At 51.4% G+C, this 25,480-nt stretch carries 22 protein-coding genes; 5 read left to right on the forward strand and 17 right to left on the reverse strand.

Annotated features, from left to right (window positions below):
- Positions 1-25 precede the first annotated feature (25 nt).
- The 3 genes from AB4124_RS25595 to AB4124_RS25605 form a co-directional block, all read right to left on the reverse strand.
- On the reverse strand, positions 26-1,303 hold the full coding sequence (locus AB4124_RS25595; RefSeq protein WP_441974587.1) for an ABC transporter permease: 1,278 nt from the start codon (positions 1,301-1,303) through the stop codon (positions 26-28).
- A 68-nt stretch (positions 1,304-1,371) separates the two neighbouring features.
- Entirely contained in the window at positions 1,372-2,139 is a 768-nt protein-coding gene (locus AB4124_RS25600) for an ABC transporter ATP-binding protein (RefSeq protein ID WP_053490009.1), read from the reverse strand.
- 27 nt (positions 2,140-2,166) lie between these two features.
- Positions 2,167-4,734, reverse strand: coding sequence for a hypothetical protein (locus AB4124_RS25605; protein ID WP_441974588.1), 2,568 nt, complete (start codon positions 4,732-4,734; stop codon positions 2,167-2,169).
- A gap of 321 nt (positions 4,735-5,055) precedes the next feature.
- Here AB4124_RS25605 and AB4124_RS25610 point away from each other — a divergent pair, with 321 nt between their 5' ends.
- A complete protein-coding gene (locus tag AB4124_RS25610; protein ID WP_339270336.1) occupies positions 5,056-5,664 on the forward strand; it encodes a superoxide dismutase in 609 nt (202 codons plus the stop codon).
- 102 nt (positions 5,665-5,766) lie between these two features.
- Here AB4124_RS25610 and AB4124_RS25615 read toward each other — a convergent pair whose 3' ends face one another.
- From AB4124_RS25615 to acpS, 3 genes are read right to left on the reverse strand one after another with little or no spacing between them, the layout of a single operon-like run.
- On the reverse strand, positions 5,767-7,002 hold the full coding sequence (locus AB4124_RS25615; RefSeq protein WP_076325912.1) for an MFS transporter: 1,236 nt from the start codon (positions 7,000-7,002) through the stop codon (positions 5,767-5,769).
- Between the two features lie 60 nt (positions 7,003-7,062).
- On the reverse strand, positions 7,063-8,211 hold the full coding sequence (mutY, locus tag AB4124_RS25620; protein WP_379414523.1) for an A/G-specific adenine glycosylase: 1,149 nt from the start codon (positions 8,209-8,211) through the stop codon (positions 7,063-7,065).
- 25 nt (positions 8,212-8,236) lie between these two features.
- Positions 8,237-8,632: a holo-ACP synthase gene (gene acpS, locus AB4124_RS25625; protein WP_076325914.1), complete on the reverse strand. Its 396-nt coding sequence runs from the start codon at positions 8,630-8,632 to the stop codon at positions 8,237-8,239.
- Positions 8,633-8,821: 189 nt separating this feature from the next.
- On the opposite strand from acpS, the gene AB4124_RS25630 reads away from it, so the two are divergent.
- Positions 8,822-9,373: a dihydrofolate reductase family protein gene (locus tag AB4124_RS25630; protein WP_339270330.1), complete on the forward strand. Its 552-nt coding sequence runs from the start codon at positions 8,822-8,824 to the stop codon at positions 9,371-9,373.
- Positions 9,374-9,443: 70 nt separating this feature from the next.
- Here the strand turns inward: AB4124_RS25630 and nadE are convergent, their stop codons facing one another.
- The 3 genes from nadE to AB4124_RS25645 all read right to left on the reverse strand — a co-directional run bounded on the left by nadE (position 9,444) and on the right by AB4124_RS25645 (position 12,965).
- Positions 9,444-10,253 carry an ammonia-dependent NAD(+) synthetase gene (nadE, locus tag AB4124_RS25635; protein ID WP_441974589.1) on the reverse strand — a complete coding sequence of 270 codons (810 nt, stop codon included), beginning with the start codon at positions 10,251-10,253 and terminating at the stop codon, positions 9,444-9,446.
- A 229-nt stretch (positions 10,254-10,482) separates the two neighbouring features.
- Complete coding sequence (locus AB4124_RS25640) at positions 10,483-10,917, reverse strand: BrxA/BrxB family bacilliredoxin (RefSeq protein WP_076325917.1); 435 nt, start codon at positions 10,915-10,917, stop codon at positions 10,483-10,485.
- Between the two features lie 323 nt (positions 10,918-11,240).
- Positions 11,241-12,965 carry a two-component system sensor histidine kinase NtrB gene (locus tag AB4124_RS25645; RefSeq protein ID WP_441974590.1) on the reverse strand — a complete coding sequence of 575 codons (1,725 nt, stop codon included), beginning with the start codon at positions 12,963-12,965 and terminating at the stop codon, positions 11,241-11,243.
- A gap of 211 nt (positions 12,966-13,176) precedes the next feature.
- On the opposite strand from AB4124_RS25645, the gene AB4124_RS25650 reads away from it, so the two are divergent.
- A complete protein-coding gene (locus AB4124_RS25650) occupies positions 13,177-14,451 on the forward strand; it encodes an NAD(P)/FAD-dependent oxidoreductase (protein ID WP_441974591.1) in 1,275 nt (424 codons plus the stop codon).
- Between the two features lie 166 nt (positions 14,452-14,617).
- Here AB4124_RS25650 and AB4124_RS25655 read toward each other — a convergent pair whose 3' ends face one another.
- The 3 genes from AB4124_RS25655 to AB4124_RS25665 form a co-directional block, all read right to left on the reverse strand.
- Entirely contained in the window at positions 14,618-15,880 is a 1,263-nt protein-coding gene (locus AB4124_RS25655; RefSeq protein ID WP_441974592.1) for an ABC transporter permease, read from the reverse strand.
- A gap of 14 nt (positions 15,881-15,894) precedes the next feature.
- Positions 15,895-16,626, reverse strand: coding sequence for an ABC transporter ATP-binding protein (locus AB4124_RS25660; protein WP_339270322.1), 732 nt, complete (start codon positions 16,624-16,626; stop codon positions 15,895-15,897).
- Between the two features lie 82 nt (positions 16,627-16,708).
- Positions 16,709-18,049 (reverse strand): MFS transporter, encoded by a 1,341-nt coding sequence (locus tag AB4124_RS25665; protein ID WP_430111083.1) that lies wholly within the window; start codon positions 18,047-18,049, stop codon positions 16,709-16,711.
- Positions 18,050-18,262: 213 nt separating this feature from the next.
- Here AB4124_RS25665 and AB4124_RS25670 point away from each other — a divergent pair, with 213 nt between their 5' ends.
- Positions 18,263-18,733 (forward strand): MarR family winged helix-turn-helix transcriptional regulator, encoded by a 471-nt coding sequence (locus AB4124_RS25670; protein WP_076325923.1) that lies wholly within the window; start codon positions 18,263-18,265, stop codon positions 18,731-18,733.
- Positions 18,734-18,802: 69 nt separating this feature from the next.
- Here the strand turns inward: AB4124_RS25670 and AB4124_RS25675 are convergent, their stop codons facing one another.
- The 5 genes from AB4124_RS25675 to AB4124_RS25695 all read right to left on the reverse strand — a co-directional run bounded on the left by AB4124_RS25675 (position 18,803) and on the right by AB4124_RS25695 (position 24,138).
- Positions 18,803-20,323 carry an MDR family MFS transporter gene (locus tag AB4124_RS25675; RefSeq protein WP_441974593.1) on the reverse strand — a complete coding sequence of 507 codons (1,521 nt, stop codon included), beginning with the start codon at positions 20,321-20,323 and terminating at the stop codon, positions 18,803-18,805.
- A 196-nt stretch (positions 20,324-20,519) separates the two neighbouring features.
- Complete coding sequence (locus AB4124_RS25680) at positions 20,520-22,085, reverse strand: ABC transporter ATP-binding protein (protein ID WP_441974594.1); 1,566 nt, start codon at positions 22,083-22,085, stop codon at positions 20,520-20,522.
- A gap of 4 nt (positions 22,086-22,089) precedes the next feature.
- A complete protein-coding gene (locus AB4124_RS25685; protein ID WP_372238824.1) occupies positions 22,090-22,680 on the reverse strand; it encodes an ECF transporter S component in 591 nt (196 codons plus the stop codon).
- 122 nt (positions 22,681-22,802) lie between these two features.
- Positions 22,803-23,561: an energy-coupling factor transporter transmembrane component T family protein gene (locus AB4124_RS25690; protein WP_441974595.1), complete on the reverse strand. Its 759-nt coding sequence runs from the start codon at positions 23,559-23,561 to the stop codon at positions 22,803-22,805.
- Between the two features lies 1 nt (position 23,562).
- A complete protein-coding gene (locus tag AB4124_RS25695) occupies positions 23,563-24,138 on the reverse strand; it encodes a GNAT family N-acetyltransferase (protein WP_441974596.1) in 576 nt (191 codons plus the stop codon).
- Between the two features lie 225 nt (positions 24,139-24,363).
- Between AB4124_RS25695 and AB4124_RS25700 the strand changes: the two genes are divergently transcribed.
- The gene (locus tag AB4124_RS25700; RefSeq protein ID WP_441974597.1) at positions 24,364-25,386 is read left to right on the forward strand and encodes an alpha/beta hydrolase; all 1,023 of its coding nucleotides are present in this window, start codon (positions 24,364-24,366) and stop codon (positions 25,384-25,386) included.
- The last annotated feature ends 94 nt before the right edge of the window (positions 25,387-25,480 follow it).

Raw genomic sequence — 25,480 nt, forward strand, 5'->3', positions numbered from 1 at the left:
AGCTTCCTTTCCGATGCTCATTATCCTAATCCCGCTTGATGGCCAGAAGTGCATTCGTTCTTGCTGCGCTGATCGCCGGATAGATCCCCGAGAAGATTCCGGTCATCACAGCGAATGCGATGCCGATGGGCAGCGTCTCCAACGTAACCGCAATTTGCAGCCCTGACATGCCCGCCGAAGCCATAATGAATGAATTCAGTCCCTTGATGATCAAAAATGCGAATACGATGCCAAGCAATCCACCAAGCAAACCGAGCAGGCTGGCTTCTACGATGAACATGTTGCGGATTTGCGGCATATTCGCCCCAAGGACCTTCATAATGCCGATTTGCCTACGGCGCTGATGCGTAGACATCGTCATGGCTACGATGATTGATATCGAGGCCAATAACAGTATAAATACGCCTATGCCGAGAGCGATCGCTTTGAATGTATCCAATTGGGAAGCGACCTGATCACGCATGGCCAGATTGTCGCTCGCATTCAGCGCAAGTTTTGAGATTAAATCCTCAAGCGGTTTAATATTCTGCAGATCATCCACTTTGATGGTTAGACTATCGTATACTCGCTGTTTCGAAGTTGTCCCATTTTGCAGGTTCAAACTGTTTGTTAGCCATTCCGCCGTGTCAAAGGAAATATAGGCCTGACGATCGTAGAACGCAAACTGGGCATCTCTCCCCGAAGGCACATCCAGCACGCCGCCAACATAAAGCTGTGGGCTAAGCTGTTTCTTGTCTGCGTTCATCGACTCCAGCTGAATATTTTTACCGTTCATCTCCGAAACGGTGCTCTCATACATCTGATATTCTTCCCATAGCTTCGGGTTATTGGGATCGGTATTTATCATATTCATCAATCTTTCGCTCGTCTCTGCATCCTTCCATCCGGTTGTTGCTCCGTAATTGAGCACCATGGCACCAATCTGTTCAAGCGCGCCACCTTCCTTGAACCTGTTACCCTGCTCTTTGAGCTTTGACAGGTCCACGGCCACGACATTGAAGCCGTCGTTTATCAGGTTGTCGGACGAAATGGCTCTAAAATACCCGAGCTGCTTGGTGGCTATAACGGATTTGACATGATCAAAGCCCTGAATCACCTGAACTTTATCATCCGTTAGCAATCCCCGGTCAGCTCCGGCCGCGGGGCCGCTGCCTTCTCCTTGCCCGCTTGAGCCCTGTGGAGTCACCGTAATCTCGTCAAGCTTCATGCCGCCTATAATTTCCGTCTCCAAATAATTCTGGGCGCCGTTCCCAATGCTGATCGCTACGATAATAGCCGCGCATCCAATCGAAATACCAGTCATGCACAGGGCTGTCACCACTTTACGACGTTTAATCTGTCCCCATGCCAGCCGTATGCTGTCTAAAATTATCAGCTGACCTCACCTGCCCCCTCCGTATGAACCGGGACCCCAGGCAGGGACGAGGGGCCGTTTGGCCCCCGTTGACCTGCTGCTGGCGTTGTATAGTCCTCCGGCTGAACCAGATAACCGTCACGGAGCATAATCGTTTTTTTCATTTGGGCAGCGACTTCCATCTCGTGAGTAACGATGACAAATGTCGTTTTCATGGACTCGTTCAGCGCCATCATGATTCGGATAATTTCCTCTTCCGTTTTGGTGTCCAGGTTACCCGTCGGCTCGTCCGCAAAAATGACGGAAGGCTCGGTAATCAACGAGCGCGCAATACTAACGCGCTGCTGCTGTCCGCCTGACAGTTGGGACGGGTATAGTGAAGCCTTATCGCCGATCCCCGTCATCTCCAGAAGCTCCATCGCTTTCTTCCGGCGCTTGGACGGAGAAACGGATTGAAAGACCAGGGGAAGCTCCACGTTTTCACGAATCGTGAGCGTCGGGATCAGTTCATAGGCCTGAAAAATAAAGCCGATATGCTTGCGCCGGAAGACAGCAAGCTTGTTTTCCCCGTACTTGACAATATCCTGATCGGCAATATAAATATGGCCTTCCGTCGGCTTCATCAGTCCTGCCATCAAGTTGAGCAGCGTGGACTTGCCCGACCCGGAGCTGCCCAGCAGGGCAATCATCTCTCCCTTCTGGACTTCGAACTGGATATTATGGAGCACTTTTAATACTTCGTTACCGTTCTTAAAGCTGTGCGATACATTCTCCAAACGCAACATGTTCGCTATTCCTTTCCGGTTCTTAATTTAACTCTCCTCGTCAGGAACTGCTGTAGGTGTGAATATCAGATTGTAGCTTTGACTGCCCAGCGTGATCCGCTCATCCTGGAATTCATCCACCAGGGTCAAGTTAAACCAGCCGCCTCGAAGTTTTTTGTATTGCTCATCCGACAGCTCGATCGACATCGACCGGGTGCCTGGGACCTGGATATCGGTTCCTGGCGTGAGCGTGCGCTCCTGTGTCTGCCCGAGGTTATCCTTGATGATTAAAATCAGCTTGTGGCCGGAGTCCGCCGCAATGATGCTCTCGCTGCGTTTTACATCAATCGTGATATTCAGCGGAATGGATGAGCTGCCTTCCTGCAGATGTCCTACCGCTTTCGTAACCGAAACGTGGTAAGGATACCAATCGAGGTTTGTCAGTCCGGAGCTTATGGCAGGTCTGATCGGATTCAGCATCAATTTTTTCATGCCCATGACGCCGGTAGCATCTTTACCCGTTTCAGCAAACTTGCCTCCGGTCATCGCCGTACCCAGAGCAAGCCCCAGTTCGCTTGCAGCCCCCTTCGGTACTCTGGCCCAAAAGACAATCGACTGCTTGGACCCCGGCTGAAGCGAGGCTTCAGGCTGAATGGTTTCCGCTTCATAGATCTTTCCATCCGTGCTTTGGAAATACCCCTTCAGCACCGCTGCTTGGACGCGGCGCTGTTCATTGCTGGTCAGCAAGAACTCGGAATAGACAATATCGGAGTCCACACCTTCATAGATGACCGTCCGCCGTTCCTGCGCCTCTGCGCGCTTACCAATCGCGGTAACGGTATACGGCTTCCCTTTCTCCAAAGTGCTGATCGACTGCGTCATGCCGGACGTGGTCATGGTAAGGAACGACGTTTTGGCCGTATCCTGCTGCGTAAACAGCTCGAAGCGAAGCGAACGGATATCCTTGGTATACGGGATCCGGGCCATGACATATACCTCGGTTGATGACCCCGGGGAAATCAGGGAACCCTGCTCCTCCGCAATAACCTCCGAACCAGCCAGACTTGTTTTTTCGTCCGCTGTGACGTTCACTTTAAGCTCAGGCAGCGGCAGCGATTTGGATTCCTGCGTATTCCGCAGGCGCAGCTTTGCAACGATCAGATCCTGATCCTGCCATGGCAGGCGCTGGATGGATTCCAGCGTGTACGCAAATCCTTTGGCTGTCTGCGCGTCGTACTCCACACCGATAGATGATTTGCGTTCCGTTTGATAAGGGATGGCAAAGTATGCAATCGGCAGGGTCAATGACTCCTGGACCTCGGTGGTCGGCTCACCGGCCGGTTCACCCGAGCTCGCCGGCGGTTTAGATGAGCTGGCTGGTCCAGATGTCCCGATCATTTGCAGCTTCAATCGGTCCTGCTTGAGATCTAGCGGGAGCGTTATTTCCATCACCATCGTTTTCTCTTCCCCGGGACGCAGCGTCAAACCCGCTTTGTTATCCGGAGTGTAAGGATGAAAGGAGCCTTCGGATGCTTTAATCGCAAATTCGTAGGCCGGAACCTCCACCGATTTTTTTCCTTTATTCTTGAAGGCCATCTCGATATTCCATATGCCCTGCCCCCCTGAGGCACGCAGCGAAGCTTGGAGGATTCTGGCATCGACCGGAATCCCCTTGATGGTCAACTTCTTGGCCGCGCCCGCCGCAACATCCCACTTTGGAGCTGTTGCCGCAGGTAGCTTGAAGGATGCGACCGGCAATGACAGCTTCAGCGTTTCATCGTTTTCGGTCCACAGGAAATGCAAACCGGTCGTTTTAAGATAAGAGGGAACTTCTGTTATGTAATAAACCAGTTTCTTTTCTTTCGGCTGAACAGGCACACCCTCAGCCCCTGCCTCATGACGCAGAAGGAACGAACTGCCACTTGCCGTCGCCAAATACGGTTCGAACCCCCGATCATTCCATACCTTTCCACCATGGTTCGTCATATACATCCCGACTTTGGCGATGACTTTGCCGTCATACTTGATGATCTCCAGTGATTCAGCCTGTACGGTAACCGGAGTGCCGCCCAGATTCAGCTTGGAGCTCGAACCAGATGGTACGGCTGCTGTATAATTGGCGGGCATTCTGTACGTTCCGACACGCTGCAGGTAGCCTTTGACTTGCGGATTCCATACGTCCATCACCAGCTTCATGCCGGACAATGAGCTGCTCTCGGTCTTCGCATAGTAGGTTACACTCAGGCTTTGCCCGGGCTCTACCTTCTTCTTGGCCAGATCCTTGGATATGGGATTGGCCGCCGTCACGGAACCGCCGGGAAGCACCACCTTGGGAAAATAAGATACCAGGCGCGCTGCGCTTTTCCCCCCGTTTTTATAAGTCAGTGTAAATACCGCCACATTCGTGCCGGTCTGCTGCCATACGTCGGCATGGTCAAGCTTTGCTGTGACGTTGTTCCCAAGCTGCACGCTCCAGGCCAGAGCTGCACCCTTCTGTGCAGTCGACTTCGTGATTTGCGATGGCTGTGTCTTAGTTGCTGCAGCTTCCACTTGCGGTGCCGCAGCCAGAATGGCAGCCATCAGAATGGCAGTCACTCTGAGCTTTGTACTATTCATGTTATGTACCGACTCCTTTCTACCTCGACATATCCCTTCTATATCGACGTTTCGATCATAGATTTGTTCAAGACTATATATATAACGACAAATTTCACAGAAAAGTTTTCCATTAATTTTCGATGTCACAACTTTCGTTCATGCAATAAATCAGCCCTCTCGGACTTTTCAAACATAAAAGTTGATTTAATCACCCAAAACGGTTTAATATATGTAGTGTAGCCGGATTACATATTACGTCTCCGGGATGATAAAGACTTCCTGATGAAGGAAGACCCTTTCATCATAACCAAAAACTAAATTTACAGGAGGTTTTTTACTATGGCATTTCAATTACCAGCACTTCCTTACGCAAACGACGCGCTCGAGCCTCATATCGACGCACAAACGATGGAGATCCACCATGATCGCCACCATAATACCTACGTAACCAACTTGAACGCTGCTCTTGAGAACGCTCCTGAGCTTCAAGGCAAATCCCTTGAGGATCTGATCTCTAACCTTGACGCTGTACCGGAAAGCATCCGCACAGCGGTTCGCAACAACGGCGGCGGCCATGCTAACCACTCCCTGTTCTGGGAAGTTATCGGACCAAACGGCGGCGGACAACCGACTGGCGCTTTGGCTGATGCCATCAACAGTGAACTGGGCGGCTTTGATAAATTCAAAGAAGATTTCGCAAAAGCGGCTACAACCCGTTTCGGCAGCGGCTGGGCTTGGCTCGTTGTTAAAGACGGCAAACTGGCAGTAACCAGCACACCGAACCAAGACAGCCCGATCATGGAAGGTCAAACACCTCTCCTCGGCCTGGACGTTTGGGAGCATGCTTACTACCTGAAATATCAAAACAAACGCCCTGATTACATCTCCGCATTCTGGAATGTAGTGAACTGGGAAGAAGTCGGCAAACGTTACGATAACGCGAAATAATATCGCTTAACTAAAAACCGATATCATACCAAAAAAGGCTGCTTTCAGCTGTAGACCCTGTCTACTGCGAAAGCAGCCTTTCTCTATATCTATATCATGCTGTTACGTGTTATTTACCGCTGCTGCAGAGCCTGACTCATAATGGCGGACCTTGGATGGTGCATAGATGACCACCAGCAGAATGACCGAGATCAGGACGGCTGCACCTGCACCGATCAGGCATACGGCCTGCAGCGGCCAGGCATCGGCGGCAAAACCGAGCAGAAGTGTTAAGAGAATCTGCAGCATCCCTTCCAATAAGCGGGTCACGCTCGTAAAGCGCCCCATCAGATCAATAGGCACCTGATTTTGAAAAAAGGTAGTATATCCCGCATTCGCATACGAAGAGAAGAAACCAAACGCGATAAAGCCGATAACGGCCGTCAGGAGGCCGGATGCGGCATAGAAGATCATATACCCGGCACTCGATAGAAGCACACCAGCCCCGATAAACATGCGCAATGATAGCCATTTGACAGTTAGAGACGCAGCCGCTGAGCCGGCCAAATACCCAGCTCCGGCTACGCTGACGAGTAGTCCGTAATCCTCGTCGCCGAGGAGCAACACCTGTTTAATAAAGGTTGCCTCTTGGGAATCGAGCGCGAAGCCTAGCAGCATGGCAGATTGAAATAACGAGTATACAAGCATAAAATACTTCGCCGCTTTTCCGAAATCAATAACCGCAGCCCAGTCCTGAAGCAGTGTCTTCATTGTGATGGCATCCCGCCCATTGCCTGCGCTTTCCTTTCCATCCACATCGGGAAGGAAGTAAATGACAAGTGCGCAGATGAAGAAAGATACGGCATTGATGAAGATGCTGATCCGAATGTCCGTATAAGCGATCAATAGACCGGATATAGCGGGTCCAAGCAGCACCGCGCCGGATGTCGTAAAGCTGGACCATGCGTTGAACCGCTTTCGTTCCTCTGCCGGGATCAGCTTCGTTATATATGTCATGGACGTAGGCCCGAAGAAAGCCCCCGCAACGTTAATCAGAAACATGATACAGTAGATGCCCCAAACCGAGGACATGAAGGGGATAAGGGCAATCAAAGCCCCCCGGATCACATCGGTGGTGATCATAAGCCTGCGCTTATTTGCCCGGTCAATAATACTGCCCGCCCAGGAGTTGGTAAACAGGGTTGCGAGCGGCCGGATGATAAACAATCCAGCCACTGCCGCAGGAGAACCTGTCATATGCAGCACAAGCAAATTAATCGCTACCAGATAGATCCAGTTTCCCAGATTGGAAACCCCGATGCCAAAAATGTAAAGAAGCGCATTCTTCCAGCTATGCAAAATCTTCACTACTCCTTACAAGCCGTTTCAACATTCTCCCATTGCAAGGGAAATACGGCTTTAAGATGAGAAATACGAGTTCAGAATCCGAATGAACACATTCGGAAATGCGTAGCGTTCCATGTCATGAACGTGAATCCAGCGAAAGCTCTCTTCGCCTGTCTCATATGCCGCTGCACTCTCTGCTACTTCCAGGGCTTCCGGCGGCACATCCTGCCATTTACAGCGGTACACGCCCATATGCCATTGAATATGGCTAAAGGTATGCTCGGCGTCCATCACATGGCCCATCGGCAGGATCGGAACTCCTTCCTCCAGCAAGGCATGACGCAAGCGGCTCATCGCCGTCTCCTCGGACATCACGGCCGGTACGCCGCTCCCCTCAGTCGACACGATCACATGTGGCAGCTCCCACATCCCTGCCAATAAACCGGTGGATGGACGCTTGCGGATCAGAATCTTCCCTTCGTGCACGCCAGTGCCTTCTACAATGGCCGTGAGGCGGTATTCAGGACGTGGCGGCTTGGCCTTCGTCTTAATAGGAAGGGACTCCTCTTTGCCCTCAAACCGTGCTGTACAATGCTCCATCACAGGGCATACCAGACATTTGGGGGACTTCGGCGTACAGATCAACGCCCCCAGTTCCATCAACGCCTGAGTGAAATCCGATGCTCGCCCATCCGGAACCAGCGTCAGCACCAGCTCCTCCATCTTGGTGCGGGTCTTCACTTTCATAATATCTTCTTCAATCAAAAAATAGCGGGACAGCACACGCATGACGTTACCGTCCACTGCTGCGGCAGGAATATTGAATGCAATGCTGCGAATGGCACCCGAGGTATATGGACCAATGCCTTTAAGTCCCGACACTTCATCTTTGCCGCTCGGCATAACGCCCCCATACTGCTCTGTCACCTGCCTTGCGGCAGCCTGTAGGTTGCGTGCCCGGGAATAATAGCCAAGGCCCTCCCAGCACTTCAACACATCGTCCTCCGGCGCATCCGCAAGCGACTGAATCGTTGGAAACCGCTCGATAAACCGGTGGAAATATGGGATTACCGTGTCCACCCGGGTCTGCTGCAGCATAATTTCAGATACCCATATATAGTAGGGATCACGATGCCGGCGCCATGGCAAATCCCTTTTGTTGATCTCATACCAATCCAGCAGCTCTTGGCTGAAGTATTGTTTGTGTTCCGTATTATGCATCTATAAGTAATCTCCTTCGTCAACCTTACTTTATCTTCTCAACCACGGCGAAAGCGGAAGCCAGCGTGGTCTGATGCGAAATCGTCAAATGAATCGCATAATGTGCGGACTCCTCCATTCCGAGGCGATCCCAGGCTTCCTGGGATAGTCGAGTCTCAGGCCTGCCAAGAACACCCGGCAGCACTTCTATGTCGCGGAACCCGATTATACCTCCAATTCCGGAGCCAAAGGCTTTGGATATCGCCTCTTTGGCAGCAAAGCGCCCGGCAACAAACTCCGTCCGTTTCGCCCCCTTACCGGCGGCAATGACCTGCTCACCCTGCGTAAGCACGCGCTTCATGAATCTTTCTCCATGCGGGCCTGTCATCAACATCTCCATTCGCTTCATGTCCAGCACATCATGTCCGATTCCGTAGATCACAATCGTCCGCTCTCCTTCATGGATCCAGTCTTCCTGTCCAAAAAATATACACTTACTTATTGTATCAGTCGATGTACGTCAACGCGAGACCAACGGTGTTACAACAACATGAATTAAATAAATTTGTTGTATTTCAAATTTCATCTATATAGACTGTACAAAATAGCATGGTGAAAGGGGAACCATATTATGGGCTCATTGATTTATCACGTGGCTGTTTCGCTTGACTATTTTATCGCCGATCAAGCCATGATGGATGGAAGGATCGACCGAACTCTCTTTTTATTCGATGGAGAGCATGTTCCGGACTTCTTGGCAGAAATCCAGGAGTTTGAGGCTGTGCTGATGGGCGGTAAAACGTATGAGTTTGGATTTAAGATGGGGGCTAAGCCAGGAGAGCCTGGTTACAAAGGACTCAAGCATTATATATTCTCACGCTCATTAGAATTCGAATCCAATGAAGAAGTTGAATTAGTCAAGGAGGACGCCATCCCGTACATCCATAATCTTAAACAACAGACAGACGGCAAGCTATGGCTGTGCGGCGGTGGGGAATTGGCAGGAAGCCTGCTTCAGCATCAACTGATCGATCAGCTTGTATTAAAGGTAAACCCGGTAATGGTTGGTGACGGGGTTCCGTTGTTCGGCAGTGTCAAACCGCGGCTAAAACTCGAACTGGTCGATATGAAGCAATATGCCAACGGCGTTCTCAAACCGACCTACAATATCATATATACCTAGTGCCGCGCTAAATAAACTAGCCTTCCGGAGGTTATTCCACCGGAAGGCTGGTTGCCTGGATATTCGTATGTTAGATGCCTGGAATCGTATTGCGCTTGTGTGCGGTTTTGACGTAATAACTCTCGAGTTTCTGCTGAACATCAGGATCAATCGTCTTACCTTCCAGGTAATCGCTGTTATCCTCGTAGCTGATTCCGAGCTCTTTCTCGTCTGTTTGACCTTCCCAAAGGCCGGCAGAAGGGGCTTTATCCAGAATCGATTTCGGAACTCCTAAATAGGATGCAAGCATACGAACCTGACGCTTGTTCAGGGAACTCAGCGGCGTAATGTCCACTGCTCCATCGCCCCACTTGGTATAGAAGCCGGTAATCGCCTCGGAAGCATGATCCGTACCGACCACGATCAAATTCTGCTCGAATGCCAGCGCATATTGTACCACCATACGCACTCTGGCCTTCACATTGCCTTTACCCGGAATACTCATATGCTTATGGACCCCGATATTTTTCAGGCCATGCTCAACCTCCAAAGCTATTTCGTTCACCGTTTCCTCGATATTCGTCTCGACGGTATGTTTCAAATCGAAGGCATTTGCTGTCGCATAGCTGTCTGAAATATCAGCCTGCTCGCCGTATGGCTGGAACACCCCGAGTGTCTTGTATTCCTTGCCAATCTCCTCCGTGAGTTCATCGGTGGCCCGCTTGCACAGACCGGCAGCCACGGCCGAATCAATCCCGCCGCTAATGGCGATCAGCAGTCCGGAAGTGCCCGAGTTCTTTACATAGGTTTTCAGAAAGTCAACGCGCTTGCGAACCTCTTCCTCCACATTAATGGTAGGTTTAACACCCAGCTCTGCGATAATTTGTTCTTGTAGGCTCATGATATATGACTCCTTTCAGTATGTTCTCTCTTTCTGAAGTACTTCATTGATAAAAGAAAAACGTCTATCGACGTACTTTCTCAGAAGACAGACCGCATTTAGCGGAAGTTTTTCTTGCGATATAGAATTTCATCAGCGTAGCTAGATAACTTATAAATTCTATATCTATAACAAAAGCCCCGCGGCTTCGGAATATGCCGAATGCTTCGGGGCCTATGTAACTGCCGGATTACTGGCAGTAGCGATTGAATGCGTCGGTCAAATCCGCCGCGATTTCTTCTGCAGAACGATTCTCCACTTGATGACGCTCAATAAAGTGCACCAATTCCCCGTCCTTCAACAGAGCAATCGATGGGGAGGATGGAGGATACGGAGCAAAATACTCACGCGCTTTAGCCGTTGCTTCCTTATCCTGTCCGGCGAACACGGTAAACAATTGATCCGGCTTCACCTGGTTCTCAAGCGCTATGGCTACACCAGGACGCGCTTGCCCTGCTGCGCAGCCACATACGGAGTTTACAACGACCAGCGTTGTACCTTTCGCTGTAGGAAGAACTTCCTCTACCTCTTCAGGTGTTGTCAGTTCCTTGATTCCCAAGCTGGTCAGCTCATCCCGCATCGGTTGAACCATATCGCGCATATATCGGTCAAAAGACATACCCATAACTCTTCACTCCTTATATAAACAAGATTGTTCGAATTATAACAGCTCATCGATATCTATATTATACAATCCTAAAGAGTGAAAGCAAGAAAATACAAAACGAGCAGCATCACAAAATAGGATACCGCCCGTTTTTCATGTTCCATTGGTTGAACTAGGTAGCAGGATAGTTTACCCCATCTTTTTTCTTGTCAACGATGGGCTCACCACGGCGATCTTTGTTTTCACGCTCCTGCTGCTCCTGTTGCTTGGAATCATTTTTACTCATCCGAATCCCTCCTTTACCCTAAGCTCTGCCTTATGATGCCTAATTACCAATCCGTTTATTCGAAAGCGGCAGCGCTCTGGGTTTCCGGCAAACCTTGCGGGTACGAGTGAAGAGGAAAAGAAATAATGAAAACCGTTCCCTCGCCAAGCTTCGACTTCACATCAATGGTTCCATGATGACGCTGTACAATGCTCATGCACAGGGCGAGTCCAAGCCCCGTTCCCTTACTCTTCGTCGTAAAGAATGGTTCAAACAAGCGCTCCAGCTCATTCTCCGAGATGCCGATTCCGGTATCCGCAACGTACAGCTGCGCCCGGTCTCCTTCCATCCGAGTTTCAATCGTCAACGTTCCCTTATCGTCCATAGCCTCCATCCCGTTTCGGCATAAATTCAGAATCAGCTGTTTCATTTCCTTGGTATTCAGGTACAGATGGGGAATTTCGGTTCCGAGTTTCAGCTCAATGCTCTGTCCGCGCAAATTCGCGTCGGCCCACAAGAGCGGATTGAGCTCATGGATAATGTCATGAAGGTGACACTCTTCTTTTTCTGCCACCCGGTTTTGGGCGAGGGATAAAAAATCGCTGATGATACCGTTGGCCCGATCAAGCTCCTCCATGACAATCCGGTAATAATGGTCCAGCGTATCAGGACTCTTCTCCTGCATCAGCTGCAAAAATCCGCGCACGACAGCCATCGGATTGCGAATCTCATGGGTAATACTTGCCGCCATTTGGCCAACCAAGCTTAAACGCTCTACATTCATAAATTCCGTGCGAAGCCTCTCCAGCTCCGTAATGTCTTCCATAACTCCTACCGCACCCAAGATGTCTCCGTTCCCATTATGTATAAGTGGATAGATGCCGGTGGAATACACCCGGGTAGCGCTTCGCATAATCTCGCCGGTGCTTTCGATTCCATCCATAGCTCTATGAAACCGGCTGCGCAGATGCTCCTTTTGAATCATGCCGTCCAATAAGTCAAATAATGGTCTGTCGATGACATCCTTGGTCGTCAGATTAGGAAAGACGTTTCGAAAGCTGCGGATAAGCGGTTGATTAAAGGCGATGATATTGCCGCTTCGATCCACCGCAACCATTCCTAAAGGAATCATCTCCATCATTTTTGTTAAAGATGACCACTCTTTGACCTTCACATCGTATTGACCTGCACCTAGGCGCTCACATGTTAATTCGATCCAGTACACAATCATTCCAGAATAAAAAATACCGATCAGCATATACAGAATGGTTACCAGAATCGTATCCGGATTCAAAGCATCCTGGTTAACCTTTCCTTCAATCGCGTGGGAGGCTACAATAATCAGCATAGCCGGAATAAGCGCGCTCCACAGCCAACAAATCTTTTCGGTCATGGAGCCTTTCTTGAAATTGGAGGTAATCCAGGGTAATAGCGAGTACCCTAGAACCAGCATATACAGAATGAGGCCGATCGTGGACCAGCCGTTCATCAGCCCATAGCTTGTGATATATATAGCTGCAAGACATAGACCTGAACGCCGACTTCCATATAATATGCCTAAAAATAACGGGATTACGCCAAGATGGATCGGAACGTAATAATCGTTCATAGCCGAGATCAAGACGCATAATACAGTACTGATTCCGCATGCAATGACAATATGTTGGCGAAATCGAAGCAGATCATCCGGATTCTTCTTGTTCAGGCACTTTAGATGTCTGTCGAGGAGAAGCGGCAGATGAAAGATGAGTGTACCAGACAGCAAAACTTGCAGCAAAATATCTTTCCATAGGCTCAGCACAGCGATCGATCACCTCAATTGGACAACGCATCTAATATTTCTGATTAAAGCATAGGCGACATCATATTACAATATATTGTAATTTCTCATTCGAAGTCTGGGGAAACTCCATCCTGTGTCCTTTTCATGAGGTTTGGGATAATTCGCAAATATCCTATATAATAAGATTCATCTATTAATTGATATACCCCCAAAGGAGCTATGAGCAAACATGCTTGATTATGATATTATTGTCGTCGGCGGCGGACCTTCCGGATTGATGTCCTGCGTTGCTGCAGGGGAAAGAGGGGCTTCCGTTCTGCTAATCGACAAAGGAGATAAACTGGGCCGTAAACTTGGCATATCGGGCGGCGGAAGATGCAATGTGACGAATGCCAAAGAACAGGATGAATTGATTGCCAACATCCCGGGAAACGGCCGTTTCTTATATAGTGCTTTTCAGCATTGGAACAACAAAGATATCATGTCTTTTTTTGAGGGGCTTGGCATTCGCCTCAAAGAAGAGGACAACGGGCGCATGTTTCCTGTGACGGATAAAGCCTCGAGCGTTGTGAATGCCTTGATTGGCAAAGTGAAGGAGCTTGGTACCGGTATCCGGACAAACAGTCCGGTGAAGAGCGTTCTCTATGCGAACGGCCGGACGGCCGGGGTCGAACTGAAATCCGGGGAAGTAATCAAGTCTTCCTGTGTGATTATTGCAACGGGCGGACAATCCGTGCCTCAAACCGGTTCCACGGGGGACGGCTATCCATGGGCTGAGGCGGCAGGACATACCATCACGGAGCTGTATCCAACTGAAGTGCCTATCGTCTCTACCGAGCCTTTTATTGCCTCTAAAGAACTGCAGGGCTTGTCACTGCGGGATGTTGAGCTGTCCGTCTGGAATCCGAAAGGAAAAAAAGTGATTGCCCACCGGGGAGATATGCTGTTCACCCATTTCGGATTGTCCGGTCCGATCGCGCTGCGCTGCAGTCAGTTCATCCGCCAGGTGCAGCGGAGGTTTGATATCGTGAATGTGGACATGGGCATCGATATGTTCCCCGACCGCTCCCAATCGGAGCTTGAGGCCGAGCTCAAAGGTCGACTGGAGGATGAGCCAAGAAAGAGCATCAAAAACATGCTCAAAGGCATGCTCCCGGAACGAATGATCCCCCTGCTGCTATCCAAGACGTCCATCGACAGCGACATGATCTGCAGCGGTATCTCCAAAACGGCGCTGACAACCTTTGCCTCCATTCTAAAAAAGTTCACGTTCCGCGCTTCGGGCACCCGTTCGCTGAAGGAGGCCTTCGTGACAGGCGGCGGCGTCAGCCTCAAGGAAGTCCAACCCAAAAGCATGGAATCCAAACTGATGCCCGGGCTCTTCTTCTGTGGTGAAATTCTGGATATTCACGGATACACCGGCGGTTACAATATTACGGCCGCTTTTGCAACCGGTTATACGGCAGGCAAGCATGCAGCCGAAGCCGCAGTGATAAACAAATAATAAGAAAAACGTCTATCGACGTACTCTCACAGATGACAGACCGCAGTTAGAGGAAGTTTTTCTTGCGATATCATGAAGTCACAAGCTTCGAAGTTTATACTTTCTGATATCTTAAATAAAGCGCGCTGTATGCCCCATCCATTGGAGCATTCCAGCGCGCTTTTTATTATTCTTGCGGGTGTCTCTCCTCCTTGTAGACCGGCCAGGACATGAGCGAGGGCGCGACCATGACAGCCAGCACAGTCAATACAAGCGCGGCGAGCCATCCCATTCCCCCTTGTAAAAGCGTTAGCCCTGTCATGAGCGAATAAAGAAAGGCGGGAAGAGCGAGTAAGGTTCGGACCGCGAGAACACCAGCCGAACGATGCTGCTGATTCGTAAACGGGAGCACCTGCATAAATTCGGCTTTGGCGAACAATGCCCACCTTGTATTCAGCCAATATGACATCATCAATACCAGAGCAAGATATACGATGATTTTGATGATCGGCGGCGGCAGCCAGACGGCCAGGATGCCGACCAGCGTAATCTGAATATATAATAATAAGCTCTCAGAGTGGCGCAAAATCGCCTTTAACCCCGCATCGGCAAGCCTCTTCTCCGCCGTACCTTTGAACAACCGGCCGGACTTGCGCATAAACCAGGTTTTACTTCGTACGCTGGGAGGTTTACCGACAGCTTGAATGAGCAGCTTCTCCGTCAACTGGATCCTTGTCTTCGCATCCTCACGCGCATCTGCGATGAAGGTCCCTTGCATGGCAAGACGCTTGCGGCTAAGAAGAAACAGCACCAAGAGCAGAATCAAGGAAGCTGCCCATAGTACAACGTAGGACTCAAGCCAAAATGTAACAAGCAGCGCCAGCAGTCCGAATGAGAGCCAGCGTACGATATAAGTCAGCACATGTTTCCGCCAGCCTTTATAGCTGGAACGAATCATAGCGGTTAATAGATTCGCGCACCAGGCGCATACAGCTGTAATCATCAGCAAGGTCACCAGAACAATACCGGTTATCCCATGTTCCCTGACCAGGATTGGCAGCGCAAGCACTGTAACGACCAATCCCTTGATCGCTGAGACCGTATGGCTGTATACCATGCCTCTGATCATTAAGCCCTTCATCCATCCCCCCTGCTGCCGAAGAAACAACACGTCAGCCTCTTCAAGGAACAGCAGAACTCTGCCGGAGAACATAAAGAGCAGGATGCCTACCACCGCCTGCAGCGGGAAGAACTGTGCCCATCCGGGAAGCGGGCTCGTCCATAACTCGCGGTAGAGCCCGCCTCCCAGCAGCAGACCCGGAACAATGATGTACAGCATCACGGTCCAGTCGACCACGGTTGCCAGATTATCGCGTTGATTCTTCCAATGAGCAGTTACCCTTCGCCAAAAGAGGGCGCCCGGATGGCTAAAATGATAGGATCGATCCATATCCATCACCTCCCTCATGTCAGCGCATCGAAGCAATCAAACAACGATGCGCCGGGAAGATCAGCGGCCTGGCGGATTTGATCCAACGTGCCCTCCGAAGCAATCCGGCCGCCGGATATGAGCACAAAGCGATCGCAAATTTTCTCTGCGGTATCCAGCACATGGGTAGACATCAATACACCGGCTCCCCGGCGTCTCTCCTCAAGCAGCAGATTCAAAAAATCTCGGGTGGCCCGGGGATCCAATCCGATAAACGGTTCATCTACAATATAGACGTCTGGCTTGGAGAGAAAGCCGATCATCAGCATCATCTTCTGCTTCATTCCTTTGGAGAAGCCTCCTGGCAGTTCATTGCGCACCGACTCCATTCCAAACTGACGGAGAAGCTGATCAGCCTGTGCTTCGAAATGTTCATCATCCATTCCAAATGCGGCAGCTGCCAAATCCAGATGCTCCCATAGCGTCAATTCCTCGTAAAACACCGGCTGCTCGGGAACGTAAGCATATCGGGGAGGATGGCCTGCAATAAAGACGTCGGCTTTACTATCTTTAAGCAGCCCCAGCACCGTTTTAATGGTCGTGCTTTTTCCGGCTCCATTCGGTCCGATCAACCCCAGCAGTTCGCCGGGTACCACTTGAAACGATATATCCCGTATCCGTGGGCGACCTGGTTCGTAACCCGCCTGCTGAATATCCACCTTCAGCACCGGCTCGGGCTCAAGTCCATTCTCTTGAATCTTATGCATCTTAACACCCCATCCATTAATCCTATTCTCAGTATTACGCAGATGGACGGGGATTCGTTGCATTTAGTGAAATACTCTTACATTACATCGTAGAAGTTTCAGGGACCCTATGGACTCCATTCCCTGTGGCAGAGGCTTCATCCTTCCGTTCGATTCTGCCTTTGAACAGCAGCAGCACGGCACCCACTGCAGCAGTTCCAAGCCCTGCAACGATATAAGTCGGCACAGGTCCCAGGCCTGTAACGAGAGCGCCGCCGAGCGTAGGTCCGATGATCGCCGCACCGCTGGTAAGACTATTGACCGTTCCGAATACGCGGCTCGTCATATGCTCCGGGGTCCTCTTCATCAGCAGCATCTGGAACGGTACAAGCACGAAGCCTCCGCCTGCACCCGCCAGAAAGAAGGATCCGAACAGCACCACGCTCTGCAGCAGATGCGGCATTTCGGTCACGACGACTACGGCACATACGGCAAACACCAAACCCGCTGCGGCAGCGCCTATTCCCATCTTGGCAAGCGTGCTCCAGCTCAACTTGCGGACAAACATAGCTGCGATCAACGTGCCCAGGCCGCTGGCGGAAATACAGTAACCAAGCAGATCTTCTGATATATTCGGAATCAACCGGAACAAGGTTACAATCTGAGAATCAGCCATCTGCAGCACCAGTACTACTGCGCATATCGTAACGACGCCTCCCAGCAGCAGCGGTATGCCATAGATCAGCTGCACCCCTTCCCCGATTTCCTTGAAGAAGGATTTTTTTCGTCCGTCATGTCCACTACGCCCTTCATTTGGCGACTCACCGGTCAATCCTTTCTGCTTAAGCTGCTTCCGACCCGGCACGCCAAGCAGAAACAGTGCCGATACGACAAAAGCGCCGGCATCGATAATGAAGCATAACTGAATGCCGAACAACGCCAGTAATAAACCGCCCAAGGACGGCCCGATGATCTTGGACAACTGCTCGATCGATGAACTGATCGTCACCGCCTGATCGATGTGCTTCGGGTCTACGATCTCTTTAATCTTGCCGCTCTTGGCAGGAGAGAACAGGACATCCATCAGGCCTTTAACGATCAGCAGTATATAAATTTGTATTAGATTGCCTGCAAACAAAACCCCAATCAAGATAAAAACTCTGACCCCGTCCGATATCACCATGATTTTTTTGCGGTCATACCGGTCACCGATCCATCCTGCCACAGGGCCGCCAATCAAGACGGGAATGGCCATGCATAATGTCATCGCCGTTATTTCCCAGGGCGCGGCCTGCCATTTCAATCCGACAAGCGTCAAGAGCGCAATGATATACAGCCACTCTCCCATGTTGGACACCAACTGAGATCCCATCAATAACATATAGTTCCGATTGCGCAGCAGCGGTTTTAATCCCTCTGATTCCACGGTTTGTGCTTGATTCATGTTCCCCACCCTTTTCATCCCATCTGAATAATTTCATTATAAAATCGGCGTTCAGAAGGCGTATCGGGCTGGAGGTGTAGTTGATACGGAGCCGGAGAATGAAAATGTTTCGGCTGCATTGTGACAAATCACATGTTGAATTTATTCATTTCAGCGTAATCTTAGATTTGAAGTAATTCAGGACATGAGTCCATATCAAAGGCGGGAGAATGTATGAAGGTGTCACATGAACGCGATACACAGCTTGCTATGCACCTGTATCGGGTGTTTGCCAAGTCATTCAAGAGCGTCAACGAACATGTCGTGAATGGCAGTAAAATCGAAGGCTTTAATCCAACTTCATTTGCCGTAATGGAAGTACTGTTCTATAAAGGCCGCCAGCCCATCCAGCAGATCGGGGCACAGCTGCTCCTGCAGAGCGGAAACGTAACCTATGTGGTTGATAAGCTCGTCGAAAAAGGATATGTACGCCGCAAGCCCTGTCCCGAGGACAGAAGAGTGATTTACGCCGAGCTGACTCCGCCCGGAGAACAATTGATGCAGAAGCTTTACCCCCTGCATGAACGTCACATCCAGCATGCCCTGGGTGGATTGGATGAGGAAGAGAAGTATCAACTGATTGGGCTTCTGAGTAAAATGGGCAAACATGCGGAACAGGTGCAAATCGTACGCCAGCAAGGCTGAAAAAACAAAGAGAAGAACCCTTCCTCCTTCTCGGAATCAGGGTTCTTCTTATTAATAAGAGTCTATCTATCATTTCATTGAAGTCTGCGCCTCTTCCGTTTCCGCCTCCGGTTCAGGAGGAGCATTGCGGAAGGCGGCCACGATAAACAAACAGATCACGGCCATTACGGCCATCACTACAAACAGCGAATTCAGACTGCCCTCCAGTATTCCGCTCAGCAGACCGCCTGACCCTTCAGGCAGTTCAGCCATTCCATGCGGAGAGAGCAATTTGTTAATGTCGTCGCTGGTAATGCCTGCAGCATCCGGCTCCGCCGCAAGTCTGCCCGCAATTCCCGCGTTGACCCATAATCCGAACACCGCTACGCCCACGGTCTGACCGAACGTCCGAATGAAGGAGTTCAGCGCCGTGGACGCTCCCCGAACCTGATAACCCACCGAGGATTGTGCAATGATCTGGAACAACGTCGAGATGTATCCGAAGCCGACGCCATAAATGAAAGTAAAGACCAGCAGCACGCCCAGCGCTGTATCCTTATGCATATAAGCCAACCCCACCGCTCCGATCATTAGGAATACGACGCCGATAATCGCCGTTTTCCGGGAACCGGATCTAACGATCAAACGGCCGCTGATAATCGAACCGATGAGCCATCCGATCGACATCGGGGCCAATGTCAGTCCCGACAAGGTCGCGTTGCCGCCTCGAACGCCTTGAATCCACAGCGGCAAATACGTGGTCAACCCGATGATAAGCGCGCTGACCAGAATGTTGGCCACCGTCGATACCGTAATATCCCTGATCTTGAACAGATGCAGCGGCAGCATCGGCTCCTTCACCTTGCTCTCCACTACCAGGAATGCAAGCAGCAGCACCACGGAACCGATGATCAGACTGAGCATGAATGGAGAAGTCCAGGAATAGGTCTCTCCGCCTCCTACCGCGAGCGCAAATAGCAGCGCTGTCATCCCAACGGTAAACAGAGCCGCTCCCCCGTAATCGATCGACACCTCGCGGATGGTGCGTTCCTCTTTGAAATAACGGAAAATCAGCCATATCGATAACAGCGCAAACGGTACATTAAAGACAAAGATCCAGTGCCAGGACAGGTAATCGACAAAATAACCGCCAAGCAGCGGGCCGATCAGAGAGGAGATTCCCCATACGGAGCTGATCATCCCCTGAATTTTACCGCGCTCCTCCAGATTGTAAATATCTCCAACAATCGTGAAGGTCACCGGAATCACGGCGCCCGCCCCGATCCCTTGGATCGCCCTGAATATGATCAGCTGCGTCATGTTCTGCGACAGGCCGCACAGTAATGAGCCTACGAGAAAGATCAGCGAGCCGTATAAAAATACGGGCTTGCGTCCATATAAATCGCTTATTTTACCGAAGATCGGCGTCGTCACAGCCATCGTCAGCAGATAGGCCGTAAAGATCCAGCTCATCAGACTCACGCTGCCGAAGCTGCTGATAATCGCCGGACCTGCCGGACCGACAACCGTTCCCTCGATCGCAGCCATAAAGGTGGATAACAGAATACCAACCAAGATATAACCGCGTTTGTCTTGTTTTAATACACCCACGTTCCTTCGTCCCCTTTACTCTAGACAGCCCCGGCATAATCCCAGACCTGCTGCAACAGGTTTCTGGCATGTATCCTTAATAGAGAAAATAAGGTGCGCCCGGGGCCAACAGCATAAAAAGCGCCTCCCGATACCAGGAGCGCTTTCATATCATGTAATATTTCCTATTATAAAGGTTACCTTGAAGGTTGCACAGTCACTTTTTCCCGCTCTTCAGATGAATGAACGATGTAGCATGTTTCTTCATGAGTTCTGGATCGTGAGTGATCATCAATATGGCCGAGCCTTCCCCAATGACAAAACGACACAGCTCGATCACCTTATCGATGGCGGCATAGTCCATCCCGGAGGTCGGCTCGTCCAGGATGTACAGCGATCTCTCCAGCATCAATTGGCTGATGATGCTCAGAAGGCGCTTCTCACCCTGACTGAGCAGGTAGGGTGACATCTGAAGCCGATCCGCAAGTCCCGCCTTCTCCAACAGGAACCTCGCTCGTTGCTGTTGGCTGGCAGACAGCTCCGGACGCTTCTTCATGGGCAGCCCTCCATGAAGACTGTAGATCAGCTCCTCCCATACATTCGGGGCGGTAAACATATATTCCGGCTGCTGGAACACATAACCGATCATCTCGGCTCTGCGGTAGACGGCCATTCCCTTCGTATCTTCCCCTTGCCAGCGTATACTGCCTGCCGGAGCGGGCAGCAGCCCCATGATCAGACGGCTGAGGGTTGTTTTGCCGGAGCCGTTCTCCCCCGTTAACAGCACCCAGTCGCCGGGGTAAATGTTCGCATGGATATCACACAGCGCCTCCCGGCCCCCGGGATAGGCAAATGTTAGCGAATCGACCTCGAGCAGCGGGGAGGCGGCAGACTCCCTACCGCCTTCTGCATGGGGTACCGCCGCAGGCATGGCACCTGCGGCGATCGGCTTGCCCGCATGGCGCGCAGCCAATTGCGGGGGAGTCGCCGCCGGGACAGGATTGTCTCCGGCGGACGCACCCGCTGCCTCGCCTGCGGGCCGAGGCAGCAAGCCCAGCTGCACCAGCTGCTCCCCGCAGCGGTGCAGCAGCTCCTCCGGCGGACCGTCAAGCACGACGGTCCCGCCATCCAGGACGATGACGCGCTGCGCGGCGCGCGCGACATCGTCAAAGCGGCCGGACGCGGTGACAAGCGTCCGGCCCTCCGCCTGCAGCTTATGGCACAGCTGCAGGAAGTTCGCCTGCGCCGCGGCATCCAGGCTGGCGCAGGCGTCGTCGAAGACGAAGAGCCGCGGGCGCAGCGCCAGCACCGCGGCAATGGCCGTCCGCTGCCGCTGTCCGCCCGACAGGCTGCGCACCGGATCCATCCGGCGCTCCAGCAACTCGACCGCCGTAAGGGAGTGCACCACCCGCTCCTCGATCTCCGCGGGTGAAACCCGCATATTTTCAGGACCGAAGGCCGCCTCGTCCTCTACGATGCCTTGAACGAGCTGCGCATCCGGATCCTGAAACAATACCCCTACCGCCTCAGCCACGTCGGCAATCGGCGCCGCTGCAGGATCAATGCCATCCAGCAGCACTTCCCCTGTTCTTGTGCCTCCGCCGCTCCGTGGAAGAAGTCCGCACAGCAGCTGGCAAAGCGTCGACTTCCCGCTGCCGCTTGCCCCAAGGATAGCGACCCACCCGTTCTGCTCGATCTCCAGATGGAGATCCTGTATAACCGGGCGCTCTTCTCCATCATAGATAAACCCGAGTTCCCGGCATGTTACCGTTGTTCCCGACATGGAACTATCCCTTCACGGCGACGGCAAACCGGCGAAGCAGGCCTGTCTTCACTAACGCCTCTCCTAACACTTTGGTTAACAGACCGCAGAGAAGCACGCCGCTCAGAATGCGCACAACCAGCGCGATGCCAAGCACTTCAAGCGGCCAGGACGTATATCCGAACATATTGGCCGCGAATAGGAACCATAACGGTACCATCGCGCCGCCAACCAGCATGAGCACGCCGGCACTCCACTTTTTGTGGCGGTAGATGGCAAAAATCGTCTCTGCCACGATCATATAGCAGCCTGCGGCCACAAAACACGAAGCGATGCCGTATACCGTGCCCGTCAGAGCCTGTATCGTGCCGCCGATCGCAAACGTGACAACCGCCGTTCCCGGTTTACGAATGATGTAATAGGCCAAGAGCCCATATACCATGTAGATGCCCGTCGTCGTCGAGGTTGCGATGGGTCCGCCAAGACTGTTCAGCAGCTTGTTAACCGGCCCTATGTATACAGTTAGAACAGCATTGACGGCAGCGAGCATCGCCATCAGAATAATTTCCTGCGTCGTAAAAGCAAACCATTTTTTTGGGGATGATGATGAATTCAAATGTAGTCCTCCTTATTTCCAGCCATGGGCGGCTGTACTAGCGCTTTCGAATGCTTCATTTCATATTTTGCATGCTTCAGTCCTTAACGTCAACCTAATTTTTATTATTATCGGTTAACAATTTAGACAATCCACCACACGAAAACGGTTGCCAGTACATACATGACAGCCGATATGACCGCCCAAGATGGGATGTTAACCTCCGTGCGGTACGTTCGGTCCGGATACGCGCCAAAGCCTTTGGACTCCATGGCACCCGCCGTTTGCTGCACACGCCGCAGCGCATTGAGCAGTACAGCCGATACAAACTTCAAGCCGTAGCGCACTCGGTTACCGAGGCCCCTGGGAGGTCGATGGCCCCTTACTTGCTGGGCAGCCAGAATATGAGTTCCCTCTTCCTCCAACAGCGGGATGAAGGTTAGCGCAGCAGATATGCCAAACGCAAACCGATAAGGGATTCGAAGACGTCGGGTCAATTCGGCGACCAGTTCTCTCGGATCTGTCGTCAAGATATAAGCCATCGAGGTTAGAAACAAGGTAAACATCCGGAGCGTCATGGCGCCCGCAGCGTTTAACGCCTCCACCGTCAGGGAGATGGGTCCCCACTGCAGCCATACCGTCTCTCCTGTGACCGTCAGGCTGGTCAGAATGAAATAGGGCACGGCAACCATCGCAATCAGCCGGATCCCACCCAGCAGCCGTTTGCCCGATACCCGGCCTGCAAATCGGGCTTGTCCGATGCATAGCAGGAGGAATACTGCCTGCTGCCAGGCCTGGTCAAGCAGCATGGCTATCACAGCGGTACAAAATAATATCACCAGCTTGCTTAATGGATCATATCGATGAAGAAGCGTGTTCCCCTTCTCATATTGAATCAGCATATTACGACTCCTGCCTCTCTATCGGCCAATCTTTTCTTAATCGCGAAAAAACGACGGCATCCACATAACCGCTTGGCGTATGGCGATAATCCCGCAATAGTCCTTCGCGCGTATAGCCGATCCCCGTAAACCATCGACATGCCCGTTCATTTCTCGGATCAACAAAAGCTTCAATCCGGTTTAGTCCCATGGATGTGTACCCAAATGCCGCAACCATTTCGGCCGCCTCCGACATGAAGCCCTGCCCCCAATAAGCGCTTGTGAGCTCACAGCCGAACTCGCCCTTGAATGCGCCCTCCAGCTGCCAAATATTAAACCCGCAGCTGCCGATCAATTGGCCAGTGTCGATGACTTCGATGCCCCAGCGGATGGCTTCGTCCTGCTCGGCAAGCAGATGCAGCCAATGAATCAATGCCTTTGCATCCTCAGCCGAATGCATGGCAGGCAAATCCAGAAAAGCGCTCGTCTTCGGATCGGACCAACAGCGCAGCATCGCTTCCGCATCATCCGCCTCCATCCTTCGCAGCCGTATTCGCCCGCCATTTATTTCCGGAATGATTCCCTCGCAAACATACATGGCTTTCCCACCTCCTTGCAAAAAAACTGACTTGTAAGGGCTGTTTCCGGTGATACTATGTGCGTGTATAAAAGAGTATAGCGAACATTTAATCCGTGTCCTGGTCATCCATCTGCATCTCAGAACCTAGATGTATCTATATTGATGGATTCGGGAGGCTTCCGTCAATACGCATGTTACGGCCCCCCTTGTACAGTACGGAAGAAGGAGGAAAATCATCTGAGTATGTATATCGCGATTGTCTTGCTGTTCACCGTCGTTGTCATTGCCGCTGCCATTACACAAATCGGATATCTGCAAATTACAAGGATGAGAGTAAAGAACGATCTTAAGCTGTTCAATGTTCTCGAAAAAGCCGGACTATACAGCAGAAAGCAATATGAGTCGCTTCAGAAGAACGAAGTGGTTATCACGAGTTTTGACGGATTGAAGCTGTGCGGCGCAGCCATTGAGAACAATCCCGGCTCCAAGCATTGGATGCTTCTCGCTCACGGTTATACCGGATCCCGAGCCGTATCCACTCAATTTATCGATTTGTTCACAGAAGAGGGCTATAATGTACTCCTCATCGATCAACGCCGGCATGGACGAAGCGAAGGACGTTATACCACCTACGGCTATTATGAGAAACACGATGTGCAAGCGTGGGTACGCTGGCTTATTCGGCAGTATGGCCAGGATGTGGCCATCGGGCTGCATGGTCAATCGCTGGGAGGCGGAACCGTGCTTGAATACTTGTCCATTGCCGAGCCGCAGGTTAAACTTGTCATCGCCGATTGCCCGTATTCCGATTTGACGGATTTAATGCGGCATCAGCTTACGCGCATTAACAAAATCCCTTCGGTGCCGTTCCTGTCTTGGGTCAACGCCAGAATTCGGCGCAAAGCCGGGTTCAGCCTCGATCAAGTCAGTCCGATCCGTGCTGTTCGGAACAGCACGCTGCCGGTTATGTTTATCCATGGCACCAAGGATAATTACGTGCCTACCCGAATGAGTATCGACATGTTCGAGGCTAAACCGGACCCGAAAAAACTTCTTCTTATCGAAGGCGCTATCCATGCGAACGCTTATCATGTTGATCCCAAGTTATATCGGGAAAGCGTGCACTCTTTCCTTCGCGAACATATAGATCAACCCGTGAGAGTACCGCAGGCGGAAGCTGAACGAGCAACGCAGCCGGAAAAAGAAACTGCACCTGTACCCCATCCTTTCCAGTTGGAGTTGGACGGCTCGCTTGAAACGATATAGTCCGCTGGCTCTAACCCTTTCTTATCTCTTCAAAAAAGCCCCCGCCTGCACGCATAAAAACCAGCGTGAGTCGGGGGCTTCTTCAATTGTTATG

Origin of the sequence: Paenibacillus sp. 2KB_20, from assembly GCF_052115765.1 — a bacterium.
Classification (GTDB): Bacteria; Bacillota; Bacilli; order Paenibacillales; family Paenibacillaceae; genus Paenibacillus_AQ.

Excerpts from the sequence above, each read along its gene's own strand:
- AB4124_RS25595 (WP_441974587.1), bottom strand. The coding sequence starts at position 1,303 with ATGACTGGTATTTCGATTGGATGCGCGGCTATTATCGTAGCGATCAGC.
- AB4124_RS25600 (WP_053490009.1), bottom strand. The coding sequence starts at position 2,139 with ATGTTGCGTTTGGAGAATGTATCGCACAGCTTTAAGAACGGTAACGAA.
- AB4124_RS25605 (WP_441974588.1), bottom strand. The coding sequence starts at position 4,734 with ATGAATAGTACAAAGCTCAGAGTGACTGCCATTCTGATGGCTGCCATT.
- AB4124_RS25610 (WP_339270336.1), top strand. The coding sequence starts at position 5,056 with ATGGCATTTCAATTACCAGCACTTCCTTACGCAAACGACGCGCTCGAG.
- mutY (WP_379414523.1), bottom strand. The coding sequence starts at position 8,211 with ATGCATAATACGGAACACAAACAATACTTCAGCCAAGAGCTGCTGGAT.
- AB4124_RS25630 (WP_339270330.1), top strand. The coding sequence starts at position 8,822 with ATGGGCTCATTGATTTATCACGTGGCTGTTTCGCTTGACTATTTTATC.
- nadE (WP_441974589.1), bottom strand. The coding sequence starts at position 10,253 with ATGAGCCTACAAGAACAAATTATCGCAGAGCTGGGTGTTAAACCTACC.
- AB4124_RS25640 (WP_076325917.1), bottom strand. The coding sequence starts at position 10,917 with ATGGGTATGTCTTTTGACCGATATATGCGCGATATGGTTCAACCGATG.
- AB4124_RS25650 (WP_441974591.1), top strand. The coding sequence starts at position 13,177 with ATGCTTGATTATGATATTATTGTCGTCGGCGGCGGACCTTCCGGATTG.
- AB4124_RS25655 (WP_441974592.1), bottom strand. The coding sequence starts at position 15,880 with ATGGATCGATCCTATCATTTTAGCCATCCGGGCGCCCTCTTTTGGCGA.
- AB4124_RS25660 (WP_339270322.1), bottom strand. The coding sequence starts at position 16,626 with ATGCATAAGATTCAAGAGAATGGACTTGAGCCCGAGCCGGTGCTGAAG.
- AB4124_RS25665 (WP_430111083.1), bottom strand. The coding sequence starts at position 18,049 with ATGAATCAAGCACAAACCGTGGAATCAGAGGGATTAAAACCGCTGCTG.
- AB4124_RS25670 (WP_076325923.1), top strand. The coding sequence starts at position 18,263 with ATGAAGGTGTCACATGAACGCGATACACAGCTTGCTATGCACCTGTAT.
- AB4124_RS25680 (WP_441974594.1), bottom strand. The coding sequence starts at position 22,085 with ATGTCGGGAACAACGGTAACATGCCGGGAACTCGGGTTTATCTATGAT.
- AB4124_RS25690 (WP_441974595.1), bottom strand. The coding sequence starts at position 23,561 with ATGCTGATTCAATATGAGAAGGGGAACACGCTTCTTCATCGATATGAT.
- AB4124_RS25695 (WP_441974596.1), bottom strand. The coding sequence starts at position 24,138 with ATGTATGTTTGCGAGGGAATCATTCCGGAAATAAATGGCGGGCGAATA.
- AB4124_RS25700 (WP_441974597.1), top strand. The coding sequence starts at position 24,364 with ATGTATATCGCGATTGTCTTGCTGTTCACCGTCGTTGTCATTGCCGCT.